15 protein-coding genes and 3 pseudogenes are annotated in these 22,502 nt (G+C 71.6%); 8 read left to right on the forward strand and 10 right to left on the reverse strand.

From position 1 onward, the window contains the following. Positions 1–4 precede the first annotated feature (4 nt). The 5 genes from O1G21_RS01830 (at position 5) to O1G21_RS01850 (ending at position 5,948) form a co-directional block, all read left to right on the forward strand. Positions 5–1,468 carry a glycoside hydrolase family 1 protein gene (locus O1G21_RS01830; RefSeq protein ID WP_270140138.1) on the forward strand — a complete coding sequence of 488 codons (1,464 nt, stop codon included), beginning with the start codon at positions 5–7 and terminating at the stop codon, positions 1,466–1,468. Positions 1,469–1,606: 138 nt separating this feature from the next. After that, the gene (locus tag O1G21_RS01835) at positions 1,607–2,611 is read left to right on the forward strand and encodes a LacI family DNA-binding transcriptional regulator (RefSeq protein ID WP_270140140.1); all 1,005 of its coding nucleotides are present in this window, start codon (positions 1,607–1,609) and stop codon (positions 2,609–2,611) included. A 116-nt stretch (positions 2,612–2,727) separates the two neighbouring features. Continuing rightward, positions 2,728–3,051, forward strand: coding sequence for a hypothetical protein (locus O1G21_RS01840; RefSeq protein WP_270140142.1), 324 nt, complete (start codon positions 2,728–2,730; stop codon positions 3,049–3,051). 361 nt (positions 3,052–3,412) lie between these two features. After that, entirely contained in the window at positions 3,413–4,426 is a 1,014-nt protein-coding gene (locus tag O1G21_RS01845) for a glycoside hydrolase family 11 protein (protein WP_270140144.1), read from the forward strand. A 91-nt stretch (positions 4,427–4,517) separates the two neighbouring features. Continuing rightward, positions 4,518–5,948 carry a non-reducing end alpha-L-arabinofuranosidase family hydrolase gene (locus O1G21_RS01850; protein ID WP_405000573.1) on the forward strand — a complete coding sequence of 477 codons (1,431 nt, stop codon included), beginning with the start codon at positions 4,518–4,520 and terminating at the stop codon, positions 5,946–5,948. 340 nt (positions 5,949–6,288) lie between these two features. On the opposite strand, the gene O1G21_RS01855 is transcribed toward O1G21_RS01850, so the two are convergent. The 7 genes and pseudogenes from O1G21_RS01855 to O1G21_RS01880 form a co-directional block, all read right to left on the reverse strand. Next, a complete protein-coding gene (locus tag O1G21_RS01855; RefSeq protein ID WP_270140145.1) occupies positions 6,289–7,962 on the reverse strand; it encodes a metallophosphoesterase family protein in 1,674 nt (557 codons plus the stop codon). Further along, on the reverse strand, positions 7,950–8,948 hold the full coding sequence (locus tag O1G21_RS01860) for a LacI family DNA-binding transcriptional regulator (protein ID WP_270140147.1): 999 nt from the start codon (positions 8,946–8,948) through the stop codon (positions 7,950–7,952). Before O1G21_RS01860 ends, O1G21_RS01855 begins: the two co-directional genes overlap by 13 nt. Before the next feature lie 57 nt (positions 8,949–9,005). Then, positions 9,006–9,914 carry a hypothetical protein gene (locus O1G21_RS01865; protein ID WP_270140149.1) on the reverse strand — a complete coding sequence of 303 codons (909 nt, stop codon included), beginning with the start codon at positions 9,912–9,914 and terminating at the stop codon, positions 9,006–9,008. Between the two features lie 262 nt (positions 9,915–10,176). Next, positions 10,177–10,638 (reverse strand): annotated as a pseudogene (locus O1G21_RS41645) (histidine phosphatase family protein); the annotation flags it as partial. Positions 10,639–10,815: 177 nt separating this feature from the next. Continuing rightward, positions 10,816–12,741 (reverse strand): annotated as a pseudogene (locus tag O1G21_RS01870) (phosphatase PAP2 family protein). 127 nt (positions 12,742–12,868) lie between these two features. Beyond that, the gene (locus O1G21_RS01875; protein ID WP_405000574.1) at positions 12,869–14,257 is read right to left on the reverse strand and encodes a jacalin-like lectin; all 1,389 of its coding nucleotides are present in this window, start codon (positions 14,255–14,257) and stop codon (positions 12,869–12,871) included. A gap of 193 nt (positions 14,258–14,450) precedes the next feature. Next, positions 14,451–15,425: a glycoside hydrolase family 6 protein gene (locus O1G21_RS01880; RefSeq protein WP_270140151.1), complete on the reverse strand. Its 975-nt coding sequence runs from the start codon at positions 15,423–15,425 to the stop codon at positions 14,451–14,453. A 305-nt stretch (positions 15,426–15,730) separates the two neighbouring features. Here O1G21_RS01880 and O1G21_RS01885 point away from each other — a divergent pair, with 305 nt between their 5' ends. Both O1G21_RS01885 and O1G21_RS41650 read left to right on the forward strand, forming a co-directional pair. Beyond that, the gene (locus O1G21_RS01885) at positions 15,731–16,756 is read left to right on the forward strand and encodes a LacI family DNA-binding transcriptional regulator (RefSeq protein ID WP_270140153.1); all 1,026 of its coding nucleotides are present in this window, start codon (positions 15,731–15,733) and stop codon (positions 16,754–16,756) included. Positions 16,757–16,963: 207 nt separating this feature from the next. Further along, positions 16,964–17,293, forward strand: a pseudogene (locus O1G21_RS41650) (alcohol dehydrogenase catalytic domain-containing protein); the annotation flags it as partial. A 295-nt stretch (positions 17,294–17,588) separates the two neighbouring features. On the opposite strand, the gene O1G21_RS01895 reads toward O1G21_RS41650, so the two are convergent. From O1G21_RS01895 to O1G21_RS01905, 3 genes are all read right to left on the reverse strand, one after another. Next, on the reverse strand, positions 17,589–18,620 hold the full coding sequence (locus O1G21_RS01895; protein ID WP_270140155.1) for an ABC transporter permease: 1,032 nt from the start codon (positions 18,618–18,620) through the stop codon (positions 17,589–17,591). Further along, positions 18,604–20,175, reverse strand: a complete 1,572-nt coding sequence (locus tag O1G21_RS01900; protein WP_270140157.1) for a sugar ABC transporter ATP-binding protein — start codon at positions 20,173–20,175, stop codon at positions 18,604–18,606. Before O1G21_RS01900 ends, O1G21_RS01895 begins: the two co-directional genes overlap by 17 nt. A 79-nt stretch (positions 20,176–20,254) precedes the next feature. Then, a complete protein-coding gene (locus O1G21_RS01905) occupies positions 20,255–21,307 on the reverse strand; it encodes a sugar ABC transporter substrate-binding protein (protein WP_270140158.1) in 1,053 nt (350 codons plus the stop codon). 341 nt (positions 21,308–21,648) lie between these two features. Between O1G21_RS01905 and O1G21_RS01910 the strand changes: the two genes are divergently transcribed. Next, a complete protein-coding gene (locus O1G21_RS01910) occupies positions 21,649–22,500 on the forward strand; it encodes a fumarylacetoacetate hydrolase family protein (RefSeq protein ID WP_270140160.1) in 852 nt (283 codons plus the stop codon). Positions 22,501–22,502 lie beyond the last annotated feature (2 nt).

Consider the following 22,502-nt stretch of genomic DNA (forward strand, 5'->3'; position numbering starts at 1 on the left):
AGCCATGACTTCCGCACGGACCGGGGTGTCCCCGGTCGACACCACCGCAGCCGCCTTCCCCGCCGACTTCCTCTGGGGAGCCGCGACGGCGGCGTACCAGATCGAGGGGGCCGTCGACGTGGACGGCCGGGCCCCCTCGATCTGGGACACCTTCAGCCGGACCCCGGGACGGACGGCCGGTGGCGACACCGGCGACCGGGCCACTGAGCACTACCACCGCTACCGGCAGGATGTCCGGCTGATGAGCGAACTGGGCCTGGGCGCCTACCGGTTCTCGGTGTCCTGGTCCCGGGTGCAGCCCACCGGACGCGGGCCGGCCGTCGAACGCGGCCTGGACTTCTACCGGCGGCTGGTGGACGAGTTGCTGGAGCACCGCATCGAGCCTGCGGTGACGCTCTACCACTGGGACCTCCCACAGGACTTGGAGGACCTCGGGGGCTGGCCGGTCCGCGACACCGCGAGGCGGTTCGCGGACTACACCGCGCTGGTGGCGGACGCACTCGGCGACCGGGTGAGCCTCTGGACCACCCTCAACGAGCCCTGGTGCTCGGCCTTCCTCGGTTACGGCTCCGGGGTGCACGCCCCGGGCCGGGCCGACTGGACGGCCGCCCTGCGCGCTGCCCACCACCTCAACCTCGGCCACGGCCTCGCGGTCGAGGCGCTGCGCGCGGCCCTGCCCCGGGACGCGCGGATCGCCGTGTCACTCAACCTGCACGAGGTGCGGCCGCTCTCCGAGTCCGTCGCGGACCGCGAGGCCGCACGCCGGATCGACGCGGTGGGCAACCGCGTCTTCACCGGACCGATGCTGAACGGTGGCTACCCCGTGGACCTGGTCGTCGACACGGCACACCTGGTCGACTGGCCGACGCTGATCCACGACGGCGACCTTGCCACGATCGCCCGGCCGATCGATCTGCTGGGCATCAACTACTACACCCCCACCGTGGTTTCGGCCCTGCCGGACGGACCGGCCCCGGACACCGCGGCCGCGGGCGAGGCGGGCCACGGCGACGGCGCCCAGTCCCCCTTCGCCGGCTGCGCCGACGTGCTCTTCCACCGAGCGCCCGGCGAGCGCACCGCCATGGGCTGGCCGATCGACCCGAGCGGCCTGACCGACCTGCTGCTGCGCCTCCACCGCGAACACCCCGGGCTGCCGTTGCTGGTCACCGAGAACGGTGCCGCCTTCGACGACCGTCTGACGCCGGAGGGCGCGGTGCACGATCCGCAGCGCATCGAGTACCTGCGCGGGCACCTCGACGCCGTCCGGCGGGCGATCGCGGCCGGCGCGGACGTACGGGGCTACTTCCTCTGGTCGCTGATGGACAACTTCGAGTGGGCGTACGGCTACGGCAAACGGTTCGGTCTGTACTACGTGGACTACGCCACCCAGGCCCGGATCGCCAAGGACAGCGCCCGGTGGTACGCGGAGGTGATCCGCCGGGGCACGCTCCCTGACCTGGGTGTGTGAGCACGTCCGGATCCCTTGACGCCGGTCGTTCGACCGGCGAAGCTGGCAGCGGTGGGTGGACCGGGGCGCGATGGGTTCCCGGCGCGCGATGAGTTCGGGGTGCGGTTCCCGTATCGAGGATCGATCCAGGACGGCCCCATGTCCCAGCCCTTCCCCAGCACCGACCCCGCTCCGACACTGGCCGAGGTCGCCCGTCGGGCCGGTGTCTCCATCGCGACCGCTTCCCGGGTGCTGAACCGTTCCGCCCGGGTCTCCGCCGACGTGGCGGCCCGGGTGGAACGGGCGGCGCGCGAGCTGTCGTACGTCCGCCGTCGAGCTCCCAGCACCCGCGGCACCGGCGTGGTGGCCGTCGTGGTCTTCGCCGATCCGCTGCAGTACCACGCGGACGCCTTCCCGGTGCGGCTGCTGGCCGGCCTGCGGCGCTCCCAGCCCGGCGCGGAGCGGGAGTTGGCCGTCTTCACGGTGCCCAGGCGCTCGCGGCGGCCGCCGCTGGTGCGCTACCTGTGCGGCGGCCACGTCGACGGCGTGCTGCTGGTCGGCCCCTGGGGCGACACCGCGCTCATCCGGCTGCTGCACGCGGCCAAGGTCCCCGTGGTGTCGCTGGGCCGGCCGCCGGAGCCCGGCACGGTGGCGTTCGTGGACGCGGACAACCTCACCGGCGCCAGGGAGGCGGTGCGGCGGCTGTGCGCGTCCGGGCGCCGCTCGGTGGCCACCATCGCCGGGCCACCGGACACCGCCGCCGGCGCGGACCGGCTGGCCGGCTACCACCAGGCGATGGCGGCGACGCTCTCGTGCCGGCCCGCCGTGGCGTACGGCGACTTCAGCAGCGCCTCCGGTGAGCACGCGATGCAGTGGCTGCTGGACCAGCGCCCCGAGCTGAACGCGGTCTTCGCCGCCTCAGACCAGATGGCCGCGGGGGCCCTCAGGACCTTGCGCCGGCATGGCCTGCGGGTGCCCCAGGACGTGGCGTTGATCGGCTTCGACGACGCCCCCGTCGCGGCACGCTGCCGCCCGGGCCTGACCACCGTCCGCCAACCGGTGGAGGAACTCGGCTCCCGCGCCCTGGAGTTGCTGCTGCGCAACCCGGCACGCGGCGAATCGGTGGTGCTCCCCACCCGGCTGGTCGTCCGGGCCTCGGGCTGAACGCGCCGCACTCGCTGCGCCTCATTCCTGTGGTTCGTTTCCACTTGTTCGCATCCCTTGTACGGCGGTGGCAGCAATGAGAGCGTTAACCAATGAGAGCGTTAACACGTCCTTGCGTGTCGCGTCCTGAACTCGCGTCAACTGCCCAGTCCCAGAAGCTGGCACGTCGGGTAAAGGAGCGCTGGCCGAGCTGCCGCGTCGTCGTCGGGGACAACGACGTCAGCCACCAGCAGGAGCCGCTGTTCGCCGAGGCGCCCTGGCTGTACGTGCCGGTGCACGGCGAGGGCGAACTGCGGTTCCGCGACCTGCTGCACACCTTCCTGACCGACGGGGACCTCGCCGCGATCCCGACCCTTCACCTCCGCACCCCCGCACCGCACCGGATCGCAGCGGAGTCGGTCGTGATGAGCGAAACTTTCGAAAGGCCTGTGGGCTTGTAAGTTACCGCTCACCCCGGGGAAGTCAGCGGGAATCCCGCTGGCTGCATAGGCCGTTAAGCTCCCGACCAGGTCCTTTCTTGAGAGGAGCAGGACTGGTCGCGGTCGACACTTTCGCTTGCCCTGCCGAAAGTGTTGACAGCTTGTCGAGTGCAGGCCAACACTATCGTGCGGTTGGCCGCGGCTCCGGACCTCGGCCACAGTCGCCAACTCGCGCTGCGAAGCACGCTGTTGACGAACCACCGGTTTTCCCTGTGCCGCTGCCGCCATGCGGTGTCGCTCGGCCGACCCATCCGTTCACGGTCATCGGTGGCGCAGGGTCGCACCCCCGCACCCCCCACCCATCGGCAGAACGGATCATCCCGTGAACCCTCCCCACCCCAAGAGCCGCAGGGTTGGCCGCGTCCGGCAGTTCGCCGGCAGGGCGCCCGTCCTCGTCCCGGCCCTCGCGGTCGTCCTGCTCCTGCCCGGCACCGCCGACGCCGCGACCGTGACCACGAACCGGACCGGCAGCGACGGCGGGTACTTCTACTCGTTCTGGACCCAGGGCTCCGGCGCCGTCTCGATGTCGCTGAACGGCGGCGGCCACTACGGCACCTCCTGGACCAACGCCGGCAACTTCGTAGCCGGCAAGGGCTGGAGCACCGGCTCCCGCAACCCGGTGACCTACTCGGGCACATGGAGCACCAACGGCAACGCCTACCTGTCGCTCTACGGCTGGACCACCAACCCGCTCGTCGAGTACTACATCGTCGACAACTACGGCTCCTACAAGCCCACCGGCGCGTACAAGGGCACCGTCACCAGTGACGGCGGCACCTACGACATCTACGAGACGACGCGGTACAACGCCCCCTCGATCGAGGGCATCAGGACCTTCAACCAGTACTGGAGCGTCCGTCGGGCCAAGCGGACGGGCGGAACCATCACTGTCGGGAGCCACTTCGACGCGTGGGCCAGGTCCGGCATGAACCTCGGCAACATGAACTACGAGATCCTCGCCACCGAGGGCTACCAGAGCAGCGGCAACTCCGACATCACCGTGGGCTCCGCCCCCGGCGGGGGCAACGGCGGCGGCACGCCGGGCGGGGGAATCAACTCCGGCACGGTCTACACGCTCTCCGACGTGGCCGCCGGGCACGTCCTCGACGAGCCCGCGGGGCAGAACGGCAACGGCACCCAGCTCCAGGTGTGGGACGCCGGCGGCGCCGCCAACCAACAGTGGCGGGCCGACCGGAACGACGACGGCTCCTACACCCTCACCAACGTCGCCAGCGGCCGGGCCCTGGAGATCCCCGGCGGTCAGACCGGCAACGGCACTCCCGTCCAGGTCTGGGACTCCAACGGCGGTGCCAACCAGCACTGGAACTTCGGTTGAGCCGGGCCGCGGGGCACGCGGCATCCCTTGCGCAGCTCGCGTTAACGCTCACAAGCGTCTGACGGCTCATCCGCTCATGAAGGAGTTCCCCATGCGTGCACGAAAGTCCAACCGTGGGCAGTTGCCCACCGTGCTCACCGTCGTGGCGGCGCTGGTGGCCATGCTCGGCGTCACCACCGCACAGGCCGCCGACACCGCTCGGGCAGCCACCAGCGGCGCCTTGCGCGGCGTGGGTTCCGGCCGGTGCCTCGATGTGCAGGATGCCAGCCGGAGCGACGGCACGTCCGTCCAGATCTACGACTGCTCGAACGGGGCGAACCAGCTCTGGACGTCGACCTCCGGCAACCAGCTGACGGTGTACGGCGACAAGTGCCTGGACGTTCCGGGCCACGCCACCACGGCCGGTACCCGGGTGCAGATCTGGAGCTGCAGCGGCGCCGCGAACCAGCAGTGGCAGGTCAACTCCGACGGCACGGTGGTCGGCGTGGAGTCCGGGCTGTGCCTGGACGTCACGGGCGCCGGCACCGCCAACGGCACGGCGGTGGAGATCTGGCCGTGCAACGGCGGCGGCAACCAGAACTGGACCGGCCTGTCCGCCTCGGCCCCGCCGGGCGGCAAATGTGCCCTGCCGTCGACGTACCACTGGTCGTCGACGGGCGCGCTGGCGCAGCCGGCGAACGGCTGGGTGTCGGTGAAGGACTTCACCGACGTGGTCTACAACGGCAAGCACCTGGTCTACGCCTCGAACGTGTCGGGGTCGTCGTACGGCTCGATGATGTTCAGCCCCTTCACCAACTGGTCGGACATGGCCTCGGCCCCCCAGACCGGGATGGGCCAGTCCGCGGTGGCGCCCACGCTGTTCTACTTCGCGCCGAAGAACGTCTGGGTGCTGGCCTACCAGTGGGGTCCATGGCCGTTCGTCTACCGCACGTCGAGCGATCCGACCAACCCCAACGGCTGGTCCGCGCCGCAGCCGTTGTTCACCGGCGGCATCCCCGGCGCCGCGCCGATCGACCAGACCCTGATCGGCGACGACCAGAACATGTACCTGTTCTTCGCCGGTGACAACGGCAGCATCTACCGGGCGAGCATGCCGATCGGGAACTTCCCCGGCAACTTCGGCTCGTCCTACACCACGGTCATGAGCGACTCGGTGAAGAACCTCTTCGAGGCGCCGCAGGTCTACAAGGTCAAGGGCCAGAACCAGTACCTGATGATCGTCGAGGCCCGGGGGGCGAACGAGCAGCGCTACTTCCGATCCTTCACGGCCTCCAGCCTGAACGGTTCGTGGACCCCGCAGGCCGCCAGCGAGAACAACCCCTTCGCGGGCAAGGCCAACAGCGGTGCCACCTGGACCAACGACATCAGCCACGGCGACCTGGTCCGCAACAACCCCGACCAGACCATGACCATCGACCCCTGCAACCTCCAGTTCCTCTACCAGGGCAAGTCCCCCACCGCGACCGGCCCCTACGACCAACTCCCCTGGCGCCCGGGCCTGCTGACCCTCCAGCGCCGCTGACCGGTGCCCACCATCGCAGAAGGGAACCCCCCAGCCGCCGCGCGCGAAGGCGGGACCGGGGGCCGCAGCGGCACCGGTGGTGCCGCTCACCGCGACGGCGCCGGCTGCGAGCCCGACCGTGCCGACGAGCTTCAGCATGCTGCGGCGGCTCGGCCCTTGATTGCCGTGGGACTGGGTCACTGGACTTGCCTTCCGATCATCGACGCTTCCTCGTGGGAGACGCCGAAATGTGATCGCTAACACACACGCGTAGGATTGCTGCACGTCCCCGCGAAACTCGGAGTCCACCGCCCTCGGGCCCCAACCGCACATCAGCCGAGGCCCCTCCCCCAGGCGCTGATCAGCGCCCGTCGTCGCGGGCCCGCAGGGCGGCGGAAAGAGCGGGGCCGATCGGGACGAGGAGATCCACGTTCCGGTCCCGGACCGTGCCCGCCGACTCCGGACCGCCGACCCGGGTCGGCTCGTTGGCGCTCAGCTCGCGGTGCGCGGCGGCCAGGTCCCACAGGCCGAGGTCGGCGCCCGGTTCGAGTGGCGCGGCGTGGTCGATCATCGTGGAGCGGATCACCAGGGTGTCCGTGCCGACGAGGAGTTCGAGCACGCGCGCCTGGGACGGCCACTCGCACAGGCCGGAGGTGATGACGTGCCAGAAGCCGCCGCCTCCGGATCGCCCCCTCGGCGTGACCGAGTTGAGGTGCTGATGACCGGCCAGCCAGAGCACGACGTTGCCGAAGCGGTGCAACAGCGCCTCGACCTCCTCGCCGAGCACCCGCGGCAGGTCCGAGTCCGGGTGCGCCGCCTCGTCCGGCCGTTGCACGGCGTTGTCGAACCTGTCCAGTCCGTGATGCGACGCCAGGACGACCACCCGGTCCCGGTGGCCCGTGCGGACCTCGACGCCCGCCGCGTCCCGGTAGGCGGAGTGCACCTCGATCAGACTCCGCTCCAGCCAGTCCCGCTGGCGCCGGCCGATGCTGCCGGTGACGTGGCCGGCCGGGTTGGTGGAGTCGAGCACGATCACCCGCACGCCCGGGATCTCGTCGTAGCAGTAGTGGGTCCGGCCCTCGGCGAGGTCGGCCTCACTGAACCCGTGCCCGCGGGGTGTGCCCGGGCTGTCCAGGTGCGCCCGGATGTACTCGGCCTTGCCGATGAGCCGCCGGTCCGCTCGCGGCTCGATCCCCCTCGCCGGCCCACCGGCCAGCACCGTAGGGTCCGCCAGGTACGCATCGCTCGGCGCCGGGGGAAGCTCGGCGGGTGCGGCGACCGGTCGCCTGCCTCCGGTCAGCAGGTCCTGGAACTCCGGTGCGACCGGTGCCCGCCCCTGGGCGAGGCAGTCGTGGTTGCCGAAGCAGGCCAGCCAGTCGACGCCGAAGCCCTGGGCGCGGAACGGCCCGGCCGCCGCCGCAAGCAGCCCCGGCCGGTCCGGGAAGCCGTACTCCCGCTTGTACCGGTCCTGCGACTCCGGCTCCGGGTTGTAGTAGTCGCCGGAGACCGTGTACGAGGGGATCGCCGCGGTCTCCCCGCTGCCCGCGACGCCGAAGGTCGGGTCGACGGTGTCGCCGCCGTGCATCAGCGCGAGGAATCCGCGCAGTTCGTTGAGCTGGGCGTTGTCAGTGTTGTCCCCGGTGGTGAGCACGAAGCGGACGGGCGCGCCCGGGTCCGACGCCAGCTTCGCCACGGTACGGGCCATCGCCTCGAACGCGTGGGTGGAGACGATCTCCTGCGGACGGTACGCCGGCACCATCCCGGCCCATCCCGCCCGGTCGGCGTACCGCTGGACGAAGTCGATCCGCCCCGGCGAGGCGAGGTCGGCGAGCTGGTAGTCGGTGACGTGCACGAACCGCAGTACGGAGGAGAGCTCCTGGGGCCGACGCACCGACAGTTCCTCGCGCACGAGGTGCGGTTCCCCTGGCGCGGGGGCGAGCCTGCGGTAGACCCGCTCACTGCCCCGGCCGAGCGCCTCGCCCGGGGCGATGGTGGCGTGGAGCGTGGTCACGACGGCATCGGTCAGTTCCGACATGGGAGTTCGGGTTTCCTGTCCTGGGAGTTCGCGATGTCCGCCGGCGACGAAGACTGCCGCACGCGCAGGTCGACCCGCACCACGACGTCCCGCCGGGCTGGAGGGCGCCCTTCGAGGGAATCGATCAGCAGGGTGGCCGCGCGACGGCCGATCTCACGCCGGTCCACCCTCAGAGTGGTCAGCGGCGGAGCGAGAAGGGCCGCCGTGGGGAGGTCATCGTGCCCCACGACGGAGAGGTCCTCGGGCACCCGCCACCCGAGGTCAGCGGCCGCGAGATAGACGGCCTGGGCGAGATGGTCACTGTTGGTGAGGAATGCGGTGGGTCGCCGTGATGGCGGCTCGGCCGACACCCGCCCGACGGCCTCCCGGGCGGCGTCCAGGCCCGGTTCGGTCTCGACCACGCGGGCGGCGAAGCCGGATTCGCGCGCGAGCGCCCGGAACCGCTCCGGGCGCTCGGGCTCCGGATCCTTGTCCGCCGGTGCGACGACCAGCGTCAGCTCCCGATCGCCGAGTTCGACCAGATGACGGACGGCCTGCGCGACGGCCGCGGCGCCGACGCCGCGCACGCTCATCACCGCGGCGCCCGCCTGGGGCGGCGGCGCGTTGAGCAGCACCAGCGGACACCGGTAGTCCTCGGCCCAATCGCCCACGGCCGGGCCGGTGCCGATCGGGGCGACCGCGAGGCCGTCCACCCCGCGGTCCTGGAAGGCGTGCAGCAACTCCCACTCACGGGAAGGATCGTACCGGGACGAGCCGATCATCACCTCGTAGCCGGCGGCCGCGCAGGCCCCGTCGAAGCCGTCGACCACGTCGAGGAAGAACGGGTTGTGCAGGTTGCGGATCAGCAGCCCCAGTACCTGGGACCGGTGGGTGCGCAGGGCGACGGCGGTGGCGTTCGGCCGGTAGCCGAGCTCTCCGACCCCCTGGTCGCGGAGTCCGTCCGCGAAAAGGTCGCGGTCTGACGCCGCCCGGGCCGAGGGGCCCACCGGAGCGATCCGGTGGGCACCTCCTCGCCACCCCCGAGGCCGGTCCGGCGGAGGGGATCACGCTCCGCCACGGTGCGGTGTGGCGAGCACCGGCGGGAGCACCCGGCGGACGGCGGCCCGCAGGTCCTGGGAGTGGCCGTACCGGAAGACCTGCTCGTCGACGTAGACCGCGAGGAAGAAGACCAGGGCGACGCCGAGGCCGATCACGGACGGATGGGAGCCGGCGGCGGGGGCCAGGATCACGGCCATGGCCAGCCACAGGAAGACGTTCGGCGTGCTCTGAGTGATGATCAGGTCGCGACCGATCCCGGCGGCCGGACGCCGCAACCGCAGGAACGCGACGGTCAGCAGCCTCAGTCCTGCGAGCAGGGCACCGGTGGCCGCCATGACCTGGACGAGTTCCCAGGTCAGGCGCGCGGCGTCGCGGGTGTCCGCAGGGGTGAGCGCGAAGGTGGCAAGTCCGGCGACCGGCACGAGGGCGAGGCCGCCGAGCCAGTTCCAGTTGGTGCTGAGGGCGCCGGCCCGGATCGGGTCACTGCGGCGCAGTACCTGCGCCCCGAGCCCGGGCAGGAGCAGGGCGACCAGCAGGACGGCACCGTAGGTGAACAGTGCCGCGCCGAGGCCGCCGCCCGGGTGGGTTCCCCGGGGCACGGCCACGGCGAGGGCACCCAGCAGCGCCACCGGCATGACGACCGAGGCCGCCACGGTGTGCCGCACCGCGAAGAAGTAGTCGCCGCCCCAGAGCAGGGACAGGGTCGGGACGATCAGGGCGGGCGGCAGCAGCAGGAACAGCCCGGCGAGTTCGAGCGGCAGGCTGCTCCCACCCCACAGCAGGGCCAGCCCGAGGGCGGACCGGGCCAGGAGCAGCGGCAGGGCGGGACGTATGCTGCCCGGCGTGCCGCGGAGGGTGTGCGGGTCGACGCGCAGCAGGGTGAAGAACGTGCCGACCCCGAGCAGCAGGGTCATGGCCGTGGAGAACGCCCACGGCGGCACGCGTACGCCGACGAGCAGTTGGACGGCGACGCCGGCGCAGGCCGCGAGGGCGACCAGCAGGGGCAGCCGGATCTCGACGATCTCGCCGAGGTCGTTGACCAGCCCGGCCGCGGCCGGTGCACCGGCCGCGCGCCGCAGGTCGTCCTCGGTCAGGGGGCGGGCATTGGGGATCTTCAGATCGCGGTACCGCTCGGGGGGCAGCTCCGCGGCGGCGAGCCACGATGTACTTGTGGGCGACGACGAGTACGGTGCGCCCGGCGTTGGACGCGGGCAGCAGCACGTCGCGGTAGTAGCCGGCGACCCGCTCGTACATCGCCCGCCAGCTCTCTCCGCCGGGCGGAAGGCCGGTGTGCGAGTGGAACGCCTCGGTGTAGCCGGCGAAGCCGATGCTCTTCTTGACCAGGCTCTTGTTGCGGCCGCTGAAGATCCCGAAGTCGCGTTCCACCAAGGCGTCGCTGACCACCAGTCGGCCGGGGCCGCGCTGCTGGCCGGCGATGACGATGTCGGCGGTGCGGCGGGCCCGGTCGAGGGTCGAGACGTGCACCTCGTCGAGGTCCAGGCCGAGCGCGGCGACCCGCCGAGCGGCGTGTTCGGCCTGGCGGACGCCGAGGTCGGTGAGCGGGGTGTCCAACTGCCCGGCGAAGCGGTTCTGTTCGTTGGCCTGGGATTCGCCGTGGCGGATGAAGTACAGGGGCATGGGCGTCCTCTACGCGTGGGAGCGATGCACGGACTTGAGGTGACCCAGTCAAAAGGCTATGAAGTTGAACCGTCAAGCAAAAATGTTAGCGTTAACGCAAGCGACACAACGGGCTCGGCGGAGCCCGTGCCTTGGAGCGCCCTGAGCGCAGGTGCTAACCGGCGGCGTGTTCGGCGTTCAGCAGCGGGTCAGCCGCACCGAGAGGCCGTCATGGGTGTACAGCGGCGTCGCCCGGTACCCGGCAGCCTCGACCGTGACGCTGTCGAAGCCGCCCTGAAGCACACGCCCGCCGATCACCGGCAGCACCACGTCCTCGCCCACCTCGAGGGTGTCCGTCTGCCGCAGGACGAGCTGCGCACCGCGGCCGAGCGTCACCCGGCCCTCGACCGTCAGGGCCGGGGCGTGGCAGTGGTGGAGCGTCAGCTCCAGCCACGTCCCGGCGGGCGACTGGAGGTAGTCGCCGTGCACCCGGACGGCTCCACGCTCGGCGTCCATCCGCAGGGTGCCGCCGCCGGACCTGGACGTCGCCGCGCCCGAGGGCGTCGCGGGAGCCGGCCGCGAGGACCCCGCCCGCCACCACGGTGGGGCCGGTGTAGCGGTTGGTGCCGATCAGGGTCAGCGTCCCGGTGCCGCGCTTGGTGAGGCCGCCTGGTCCGGCGATGTCGTTGCGCCAGGCGTCGGCCGTGCGGAACCCGCCGTCGGCGGCGTTCAGCTCCACCGTCACGTCCCGCTCGAACGCGCCGTAACTGTCGGCCGCGGCGAACAGGTTGAGCCGGCCCCACATCTCCGGGCCGTCCAGCAGGACGTAGCCCGAGGGCAGGGCGGTGGTGCGCAGCACCTCGCGGCGCTGGGCGGCGTCCAGGTAGGGCAGGCGGGTCTCCAGCAGGACTTCGGCGCCCTTGGGCACGGTCATCGGGACGTTCCGGCCGCTGCGGCGCAGGACGTACGTCAGCCGCGGCGTGACCTGTGCGGCGTTGGCCGCGCGCTCGGCGTACGGGGTGTCGGCGGTACGGCCCGGTGGGCGAAGGCGTACAGGGTGTCGGCGGTGCTGCCGGTCTTCGACCGGAAGTACGCGGCCGCCTGGCTGCGGGCGGCGGCCTTGAGGACGAATTTGCGCGGATCGGCGAGGGTGGCGGCGGCGAGCGCGGTGACGAGCGTCCGGCCGCCGATGACGTCGAGCGGGGAGTGCATCCCGGCGGTGATCCGGGTGGCTGAGCTCTAAGGCCCGGGTGATCAGCTCCTGGAACGCTCGGGCACCGCGTACGCCAGGGCCAGCGCGGACAGGTGGAAGGCGTTGGTGTGACCGCTCACAAAGCCGTCGTCGTCGACCGGAGAGGTGCTCCGCTGGCGGAGCAGTTGCGGGGCGACGACGACGTCCGAGGCGTAGACCGGGTAGCCGAGGGCGTCGGTGGCGCCGGTGTCGACCACCGCGCTGTCCTCGTTGAGGCGCCAGGGCCGCGGGTAGCGGAAGGCGTACTTGGAGCGTTGCCGGAGGCGTACGGCCCGCGCAGCGTGTTGACCGGGTGACCACCTGCCCCAGCTCCGAGTCGACGGCCCCGGGGCCGAGCGCGGAGCCGGCGGGCGCACCGGCGGGAACGGCGTCGTCGTCCTTCGCGGGCGGGGTGGAGTCGGGCGCGGTGGCGATCGAGGTGACGGCCTTGGCACCCGTGCGGTACAGGTCGGCGAGCGGGTCGAGGCCGGCGATGACGGCGTAACTCTGGTGCTGGCGGTCGCAGATGAAGGCCTCCCGGGCCCGCGCCGCGGTGCGCAGGGTGGTGGTCCACACGCAGTAGCGCACGTTGGCGCGCAGCACGTCGGCCATGAGCGGCGAGCCGTCGTTCCAGGAGGCGCCGGTGTGCCAGACCCGGTTCATCCCGGTGAGGATGCGCACGGCGGCGTTCCCCTCGGGGTGAGGTCGGCCATCGTGTTGGTCGCGTAGGAGTCCACGAAGGCGGCGCCCTGGACCGGACCGGCGGGCGTGGCGGCCGCCCGCTGCGGGGCGGCCGGCAGGTTCAGGGTGGTGGGCGCGGTGAGGATGCCGACCGAGGTGGCGGCGGAGTGGCGCAGGAAGCGGCGGCGGTTCAGGGTGGGCTGGTCGGTCATGGCTGTCTTCCTGCGGTGGTGCGCCTGGCGGGCGGAGCGGTGTGCGGGAGGAAAGGGGGATCCCCGGCCCGGGTGGCGGCCCGGGCCGGGGACGTGCGGGGGGGGTGGTGCGGGGACGTTCCCGGGGTCAGCGGCGGGTGAACAGGAAGCCGAGCTTGTCGACCTCGTCGCCGGAGCGTCCCTGGAACCCGGCGAACTGCCAGCCGTCGGGCGCGGTGCGGGTCACGCAGTCGGCGGTGGTGGTGCCACCGGTCAGGGTGCGGCCGAGGTTGGTGCCGAAGGAGGCGTAGAAGATGCGGGTGTGCCCGTTGTACGAGCCCTGGCAGAGGGTCGCCGAGTTCACGTACTCGCCGCTGCTCAAAGTGAGCGAGGAGGCGGTGCCGCCGGTGCCGCCGTGGGTGAGGGCGGTGCCGTCGGCGAGGGTGAGGCCGACCTGGTCGACCCGGCTGCCCGCCCGCAGGCTGATCGTGGTGGCCCGGGCGCCGGCCGGTACGCGGTCGATGTCGTCGTAGAAGTCGCCGTGCGGGCCGCCGAACTGTTCGCTCGCCAGGTAGTCGGGGTTCCGGCTCCAGGTGAAGCCCACGGCGACCGGGTCGTGGTCGGAGAGCATCTTGCCGGATCCGTCCAGGAAGTCGGCGTGCTTGTTGGCGTACGAGGTGGCGGTCAGCGAGACCAGCGGGCTGCTGCGGTAGAGCACCTTGTCGACGATCTCGCAGGTGTCGGTGGGCGCGTTCTGGTCGCACAGCAGCGGGTCGGCGCCGCGGGCCGGCGCCACGCCGCCGCGCTCCAGCTGCACCCAGGCGTCGGTCAGCCGGTTGTCGGCGGCGAAGGCGGCGATGGTGTCGTCGGCCCGGGTGTAGCGGGTGTTGGTGTCACCCATCACGACGACGGCGTTCCCGGCCGAGTGGGTCCTGATGTAGCCGGTGAGCTGGGCCAGGTTGGCGGCGCGGGCGGCCTCGTCGCCGGGCTCCGTGCCCGCGTTGGCGTGGAGGTTGTAGAAGTCCACGTACACGCCCTCGGCCAGCCGGGTCCGCATGAAGGTGAAGCCCTTGGGGGTCAGGCAGTCCCCGGAGTCCAGCTGGCAGTCCTTCCACTTGACCCGCTCGAAGTCGTCGCCGTCGTAGCCGAGGCCGGACAGGGTGTTGAGGCCGCTGCCGATGCCCGCCCCACCGCTGGTCGCGGTGCGGTTCGGGTGGGAGTCGGCGGCGTACAGGAACGCGTGGTAGTTGAAGTCCTCCTGGACGTGCACGATGTCGTACGGCGCGAGCCGGGCGCCGATGGCGGTGGTGCTCCTCTGCCGCTCGGTGGAGGAGCTGTTCACCACCTGCGGGAGGCCGGCGACGTTGTAGGTCAGCGTGGAGAACGATCCGCCCTCGGCAGCGGGTTGCGCGGCCGACACCTCGGTGGCGGCTCGCGCGACCGGCGCACCCATGAGGCCGCCGAGCGCGGTCACGGCGGCGAGCGCGCCCACGAGGGCGGTGCAGGCGAAGGGCAGTCGGGGGCGGGGCTTGGACATCAGTGCTCCGATCGGAGTACGACCACGGATTCCGGTGCCCGGAGCGTAGGAGCGAACCATGAGCGCGTCAACATCGCCGATGATCCCTCATATTGCCGCTGACCTGGGAGTTTATGATGACATGCCAAGCCTCCTCAAAGGATTTTGTTAGCGTTAACAGATCGTTCACTTCTCCTCCGGCCAGCTCCCCGGGTCAGTAGCCGTAGATCAGGTTGTAGGCGACCTGCGGCAGGAACTGTCCGGCCGTCGAGCCCGCGCCGGTGCCGCAGTTGCCGTCGGACTCGCCGGGCGCCTTGATCCACAGCAGCATCTCGGCACCGCCGCCGACCTGCGTGGGCGTGCCGATCCTGCGCCCCGCCGCGTTGCACCAGTTGCCGTCGGATCCGTTGCCGTTGCGGCTGGTGTCGATGACGTACGGCTTGGTGAACCCGTTCGCCGACCGCAGGGCCGCGTTGACGGCCTTGGCGTACGCCGTGTTCTGCGCGGTGCCGATGTAGTTGGAGACGTTCAGCGAGAACCCGTGTGCCCCGCTCACCCCGGCCGCGACCAGGTGCTGGGCCATGGTCCCGGCGCTCATCCAGGCGGGGTTCCCGGCATCCAGGTAGAGCCGGGTGTTCGGGGCCTTGGCGTTGAACTGCGCGATGGCGTTGCGCAGCATCCCGTTGCGCTCGGCGATCTGGTCGGCGCTCATGCAGGTCTGGTCGCCGAGCGCGTCGGGTTCGAGGACGACCACGGCCGGCCGGTTGCCGATGCCACTGGCGAAGGCGGCGATCCAGGTGGCGTACTCGGCCGCGGAACCCGCGCCACCGCCGGACTGGCCGGCGCAGATGTCCCGGTCGGGGATGTTGTACGCCACCAGGATCGGCAGCTTGCCCTTGGCGGCGGCCGCGCCGACGTAGGCGCCGGTCGCCGTCCCGATGGTGCCGCTCCAGTTGCCGAACCAGCGCGCCGTCGGCACGTCGGCGATCGACGACCGGATGGCGGCGGCGCGGCCGTCGCCGGGGTTGGCGTTGAGCCACTGCTGTGCGGTGGATTCGGGATCCACGTAGAAGCCGCTGGTCGCAGCGGTGGGGGTGCTGACCTGGGCGGCTGCGGGCTGGACCGCGGCCGGCAGGGCGGTGAGCGCGGGTGCCATGAGCAGGGACAGCCTGCGGAGCGAACGACGCATGGTGCTTCCTCCACTTGGTGGGGGCGGGAGTGGGGGGTGGAAGCGCTTCCAGCTCTCAGGATGATTGGGCCCGCGCCGACCCGATGTCAAGGCCCTGTCATGAACTCCGCGCCAACCTCAAATCAGCGGCCACAGAAGCGAACTCACGGATGTTCAGGTTGCGCGACCCTGATCGCGCCTAGTGTGGAAGCGCTTCCGGCCGACGAATGCCCCGGCGTCGGCCGACCGTCCCCGGGGCACGGGATGTCCACGGGACCACCGTCCGGGGAAATCGCCCGCCCGCGACAGGAGGATCGACGATCGCGATGGAGACGTCTCCGCGACGCCAGCCGACTCTGGACGAGGTCGCCGCCCGGGCCGGAGTCTCCCGCACGGCGGCCTCCCGCGTCATCAACAACGTGCCGCACGTGAGCGCGGCCAAGCGCGCCGCGGTGGAGCGGGCGGTCCGCGAGCTCGGCTACGTGCCGAACCCGACCGCACGGGCGCTGGCGACCCGGCGCGCGGGCACGGTCGTGCTGGCGGTGTCCAGCGCCGAACCCGGACTGTTCGCCGACCCGTTCTTCGCCGAGGTGACCGTGGGCGTCGGTTCCTTCCTCGACCGGACGGACCTGGACCTGGTCCTGCTGCTGGCCGACACGCCCCGCGGCAAGGAACGCCTGCGGCGCATCCTGAGCTCCCGGCGGGCGGACGGCGTGATGCTGATGGCGGTGCGCGGCGACGACCCCCTGGGCCGGCTGGCCGAGCGGACGGACCTGCCCGTGGTCTTCGGCGGCCTGCCGTTGACGGGCACGCCCCGGTGGTACGTGGACCCGGACAACCGGGGCGGCGCCCGCCTCGCCGTCGAGCACCTGGTCCGCGGTGGACGCCGGAGCATCGCGATGATCACCGGACAGGTCGATCTCCAGGCCTCCGTCGCCCGTGAACAGGGCTTCCGCGAGGCACTGGTGCTGGCCGGTCTGTCCCCCGCCGGTGTGATCCCGGGCCGCTTCACCCAGGCCGGCGGCGAGGCCGCGATGGAGCGGCTGCTCGCGGACCGTCCGGACCTCGACGCGGTGTTCACGGCCAACGACGGCATGGCGCTGGGAGCGCTGCGCGCCCTGCGCCGACTCGGCCGACGCGTCCCCGAGGACGTCGCCCTCGTCGGCTTCGACGACCTCGCCGACGCCACGTACGCCGACCCGCCACTGACGACCGTGCACCAGCCGGTGCGCGCGCTCGGGCTGGAGCTGGCCCGGATGCTCGTGGCGGTCATCGAGGGCCAGGACCCGAGCCCCCTCGTCCTGCCCACCCGCCTGACGATCCGGGAGTCCGCCCCCTCGACGTCCGGCTGATTCCACCGGAGAAAGACCGACCACGGCGGCAACCTTTCCGATCCGGGCGGCCACCAAGGGGTGCACCGACAACGGCGGGGCCGCTCCGACGGCGGTGCGGGCGTGCCGGGCGGCCACCCCCGGCATAGCCTTGCCGACGACGCCCGCCCGCCCGCCGCACGGTGGCGGTGCGCGAAGCAGCAACACCCTTTCCTCGGAAGACAGTTCATGCGCGCGGTGGCCTACGACTCGTATGCCCCGGACAACTCCCGGCTGAAGTACGGCGAGGTGCCCGACCCCAAGGTCGGCCCCGGACAGGTGCTGATCGAGGTCCGGGCGGCCTCCGTCAACCCGGTGGACTGGAAGGTCATGGCAGGCGGCCTGGACGGCATGATGGACACCGTCTTCCCCGTCATTCCTGGCTGGGACGTGGCCGGGGTGGTCACCCGCACCGGCCCGGACACGCCCGAGTTCGCCCCGGGGGACGAGGTGATGGCCTACGCCCGCAAGGACGTCGTGCAGGCAGGCACCTTCGCCGAGTACGTCGCGGTGGCCGCACCCGCGGTGGCGTGCAAGCCCTCCGGGCTCGACTGGGCGCGGCGCGGCCGGAGTCCGGGACCTGGTCACCGCTCTGCCGGCGCGCGCCGACGGGAGGTTCTGGGTCGGCAGCGTCACCAAGATCGCCCTGCTACTCGACCGCCCTGCTGCGCATGGCGGACGGCAGCCGCCAGTTCGCGCTGTCCATCAACGTGTACGACGACGGTGACCCCGAGAAGTCCCTCCGGCTCCACCAGGCCCTCGTCGAGAGGGCCCTCTGCGGCAGGTGAGCGTGGACGGGCCCCGCGCCCTCGGGCTACTCCTGCTTCTCGCCGGAGGCGTAGCGGGAGATGATCAGCGCGATGATGATGATCGCGCCGTTGAGGAACTGGTTCCACAGCGGCGGGACGCCGGCGAGGGTCATCACGTTGACCACGAGCTGGAGCGTGAGGACGCCGGTGAGGGCCCCGAAGAGGGTGCCGCGGCCCCCGTTGAGGCTGACGCCGCCGATGACCGTGGCGGCGAAGACCTGGAAGATCCAGCCGTTGCCCTGGTCCGCGGAGATCGAGCCGTAGTGGCCGGTGTAGAGGATGCCGGCGAAGGCCGCGAGCAGGCCGCCGAGGGTCAGCACGGCCCAGACGATCCGGTCGACGCGGATGCCCGCCGCCCGGGCGGCCTCCGCGTTGCCGCCGATCGCGTAGAGGGCGCGGCCGTGCCGCAGCCAGGCGAGGGCGCAGCCGCCGACGAGGAAGAGCAGGGCGCAGATCCAGATCGCGGCCGGGACGCCGAGCCAGCTCGCGCCGCCGAGGTAGCGGAAGGACTCGGGCACGTTGACGATGGACTGGCCCTGGGAGACGGCGACTTGGAGGCCGCGGAGCAGCGTGAGCGCGCCGAGGGTGACGATGAAGCCGTTGAGGCGCAGCTTGAGGATGAGGAAGCCGTTGATCGCGCCGATGAGCGCGCCGACCAGCAGGCACAAGGGGATGGCGCTCCACTCGGGGAACAGTCCGAGGCCGTTGAAGCGGGCGCCGTGGTCGGGCAGGACCAGCCAGACGGCGATCACCGGGGCGACGCCGATGGTGGACTCCAGGGAGAGGTCCATCCGCCCGGCGATCAGGATGAGCGCCTCGGCGAGGACCAGCAGGCTCAGCTCGGTGGCTTGCTGGCCGACGCCGAGGAGGTTGTCGGAGGTGAGGAAGGCGGGCGAGACGATGAAGCCGATGACGCCGAGCACCAGCAGGACCGGGACGAGCGACAGGTCGCGGTAACGGGCGAGGTCGAAGCGGCGACCGGCGCGGGCGGCGACCGCCGCGCCGGGAAGGTCGGGGAGCTCAGTGGTGGGAGTCATGGTTTTCCTTCGGGTGGGTCGGGCCGGTCATGCCCTCCATGGCCGCGACCAGGTGTTCATCGCTCCAGCCGGCGTCGAACTCGGCGACGACGCGGCCGTGGAACATGGCCAGCACGCGATCGCAGACCCGCAGGTCATCGAGTTCGTCGGAGACGATCAGGGCGGTCCTGCCGTCGTCGGCGACCTGGCGGACGGCGCCGAGCAGTGACTCCTTGGACTTGATGTCGACGCCGTTGGTCGGGCGGATGGCGACCAGGACGTGGGGCCGGGTGGCGAGCGCGCGGGCGATGACGACCTTCTGCTGGTTGCCGCCGGACAGCGCGGCGACCGGGGTGGCCGGTCCGGGGGTCTTGATGTCGAGGTCGTCGATCATGCGCCGGGCGAAGGCACGGGTTCGCGAGGGCAGGACGGTGCCGAACGGGCCGAGCTGGTCGGTGACGGTGAGGGTGGCGTTCTCCGCGACGCTGCGCTGGGGCACCAGGCCCTGGACGTGCCGGTCCTCGGGGACGAAGCCGATGCCGGCCGCGAGTGCGGCGGGCACCTTTCCGGTGCGCACCGGGCGCCCGGCGACGCTGACCGTCCCGGCCTGCGGTCGGTGCAGGCCCGCGAGGGTCTCGCCGAGCTGCACGTTTCCGCTGGCGGCGGCTCCGGCCAGGCCGACCACCTCGCCGGGGCGGGCGGTCAGGTCGATGTCGTGGTAGTGGCCGGCCAGGCTGAGGCCGGTGACGTCGAGCAGCGGCGGGCCCTCCGGGAGCGCTCGGCCGGTCACCGACCAGCTGGGCTCGGTGCCGCGGGAGGTCTCGCCGGTCATCGCCTCCACCAGGGCCTGCTGGTCGAGGTCGGCGACCGGGGCGGTGACGATGTGCCGGGCGTCGCGGTAGACCGTGACGGTGCTGCAGAGCTCGTAGACCTCCTGGAGGTGGTGCGAGATGAACAGGAAGGCCACGCCCTGGCGTTGCAGCTCGTGCAGTTTCTCGAAGAGCCGGCCGATGCCGCGGGCGTCGAGCTTGGCGGTGGGCTCGTCCAGGATGATGAAGCGGGCGCCGAAGGACAGCGCCCGGGCGATCTCCACGAACTGGCGCTGCTCGACGGTGAGGTCCTCGGCGCGGGCCGTCGGATCGACGTCCACGCCGTACTCGGCGAGCAGTTCGCCGGCGCGCGAACGCAGTCGCTTCCAGCTGATCGGACGCAGCGCACCGGAGCTCTGCCGGTCCGGGCGGTGTCTGTTCAAGAACAGGTTCTCGGCGACGGTCAGCGCCGGGATGACGGTGGAGCGCTGGTAGACGCAGGCGACCCGGGAGCGCCAGGCGTCGGTGTCGCCGCGGGCGGGGGCGGGTTCGCCGTCGAAGCGCAGGGTGCCGGTGTCGGGGTTCTGCAGTCCGGTGAGGATCGAGACGAGGGTGGATTTGCCCGCTCCGTTCCGGCCGACCAGGGCGTGTGCCTCGCCGGGGGCGACGGAGATGCGGGCGTCGCTGAGCGCGACGGTGGCGCCGAAGCGCTTGCTGATCCCGTCGGCCTCGACGACGGGGCCCCGGACGGGGCTGGGGTCCGCCATGGCGGCGTGTCCTCTCCATGGGCCCCATGAGGGGGCGGCTTCGGTCAGGGCTCCGCCGGCCCACTCACGGGGGCTCTGGTCACTTGCCGACGTTGTTGCCCCAGAGGGACTTGTCGTCGACGTTGTCCTTGGTCACCAGTGGCGCGGGGAGCTGGTCCTCCAGGCCGTTGGGCAGGGAGATGATGGTGGACTGGTGGTCGGTGGGGCCGGGCTGGAAGGTCTTGCCCTCGGTGGCGGCCTGCGCGTAGCTGAGCGCGTACTTGGCGTAGAGGTCGGCGGGCTGGGAGACGGTGGCGTCGATGTCGCCCTTGCGGATGGCGTCGAACTCCTGCGGGATGCCGTCGTTGGAGACGATGGCGATGTGCCCCGGCCGGCCGGCCGGCTTGAGCAGGCCCTTCTGCTGGAGCAGGGCGAGGGTCGGCTGGAGGAAGGCGCCGCCGGCCTGCAGGTAGATGCCGCCGAGGTCGGCGTTGGCGGCCAGCGTGGACTGGAGCTTCGCGGAGGCGACGTCCCCCTTCCAGTCGGTGGCCAGCTCGATCACCTGGATGTCGGGGAACTTCTCCTTCATGCAGGCGGCGAAGGCCTCGGAGCGGTCGCGGCCGTTGATGGAGCTCAGCGCGCCCTGGAGTTCGGCGACCTTGCCCTTGCCGCCGAGCTGCTTCCCGAGGAATTCGCAGGCCTTGGTGCCGTAGGCCTTGTTGTCGGCGCGGACCACCATGTAGACGTCGCCCTTGTCGGGACGGGTGTCGACGCTGATGACGGGGATCTTCTTGGCGGCCAGCTGGTCGAGGGTGGAGGCGATCGCGCCGGTGTCCTGCGGAGCCATGACGACGGCCTTGGCGCCGGTGTTCTGGAAGACCTGGACGTTGGCGGCCAGCTTGGTCACGTCGTTCTGCGAGTTGCTGACCGGCAGGGTGTTCAGCCCCTGGGAGGAGGCGTCCTGCTTGACGTACTGCGCGTAGGAGTTCCAGAAGTCGGAGTCCGCACGGGGCAGGTCGATGCCGATGGCCGCCTTGCCGCCGCCGGATCCGGCGGAGGTCGAGTCGCTGCCGCGGTTGCAGGCCGTGGCGAACCCCGCCAGGACGGCCACGGTGGCGGCCGTGGCCGCGATTCTGGAGGAGTGGAGCTTCATTGCTGGTCTCCTTGGCTGGGAAGGCCGGCGCCCTTGCGGGGCGGGGTGGGAGGCGGATCACAGAGAAAGCGACCGGGCATCCGGCAGAAGACATCGGATGGCTTGTGGTGCCGAGGACTCTACGAGCCGGGTATCCGACTGACAAGAGGAAAGCTCGGACGATTCCCAACCCGTGATTCCCGGTCAGCGAAGCGGTCAGACCGCTGACTCACCGACCTCTCGACCTGCACCGTCGAGCTATTCGACGGGTAAACATCGGAGGAATCCTTGCGAGGCCCGAGACTGTCCTCGTATGGTCATGGCACCGCGGATACATCCGATGTGTTGATAGGAGCCACCAGATGAAGCTGCTGCGACTCGGCGAACCCGGAGCGGAGACTCCGGCGGTCCGCGGCAAGGACGGCGCGACCTTCGCCCTCACGGGCCTGACCGACGACATCGACGGCGCCTTCCTCGCCTCCGGTGGGATCGGCCGCGTCCGGGCCGCCCTGGCGGTAGGTTCGCTGCCCGCCCTGGACCCGACCGGCCTGCGGGTCGGGGCGCCCCTCGCCCGTCCGGGCAAGGTGGTCTGCATCGGCCTCAACTACCGCGACCACGCCGAGGAGACCGGGGCGGCCGTTCCCGAGCGGCCGGTGGTCTTCATGAAGGACCCGTCCACCGTCGTCGGCCCCTTCGACTCCGTGCTGATCCCGCGCGGCTCGGTGAAGACCGACTGGGAGGTGGAACTCGCCGTCGTCATCGGCCGGGAGGCCCGCTACCTCGCCGACCCGGCGGAGGCGGCGGGGTGCATCGGGGGTTACGCCATCAGCAACGACGTCTCCGAGCGGGAGTTCCAGCTGGAGTTCTCCGCCCAGTGGGACATCGGCAAGTCGTGCGAGAGCTTCAACCCGCTCGGCCCCTGGCTGGTCACCCCGGACGAGGCGGGCGACCCGCAGGACCTGGGACTGCGCCTGACCGTCAACGGCGAGCCGCGCCAGGACGGCAGCACCAAGAACATGGTCTTCGACGTCCACTACCTGGTCTGGTACCTGAGCCAGTACATGGTGCTGCGCCCCGGCGACGTCATCAACACCGGCACCCCGGCCGGCGTGGCCCTGGGCCTGCCCGGCACCCCCTACCTGCGCGCGGGCGACAGCGTCGAGCTGACCATCGACGGCCTCGGCACCCAGCGCCAGACCTTCCGCAACGCGTGAAA

This window comes from Kitasatospora cathayae (genome assembly GCF_027627435.1).
Lineage (GTDB): Bacteria > Actinomycetota > Actinomycetes > Streptomycetales > Streptomycetaceae > Kitasatospora > Kitasatospora cathayae.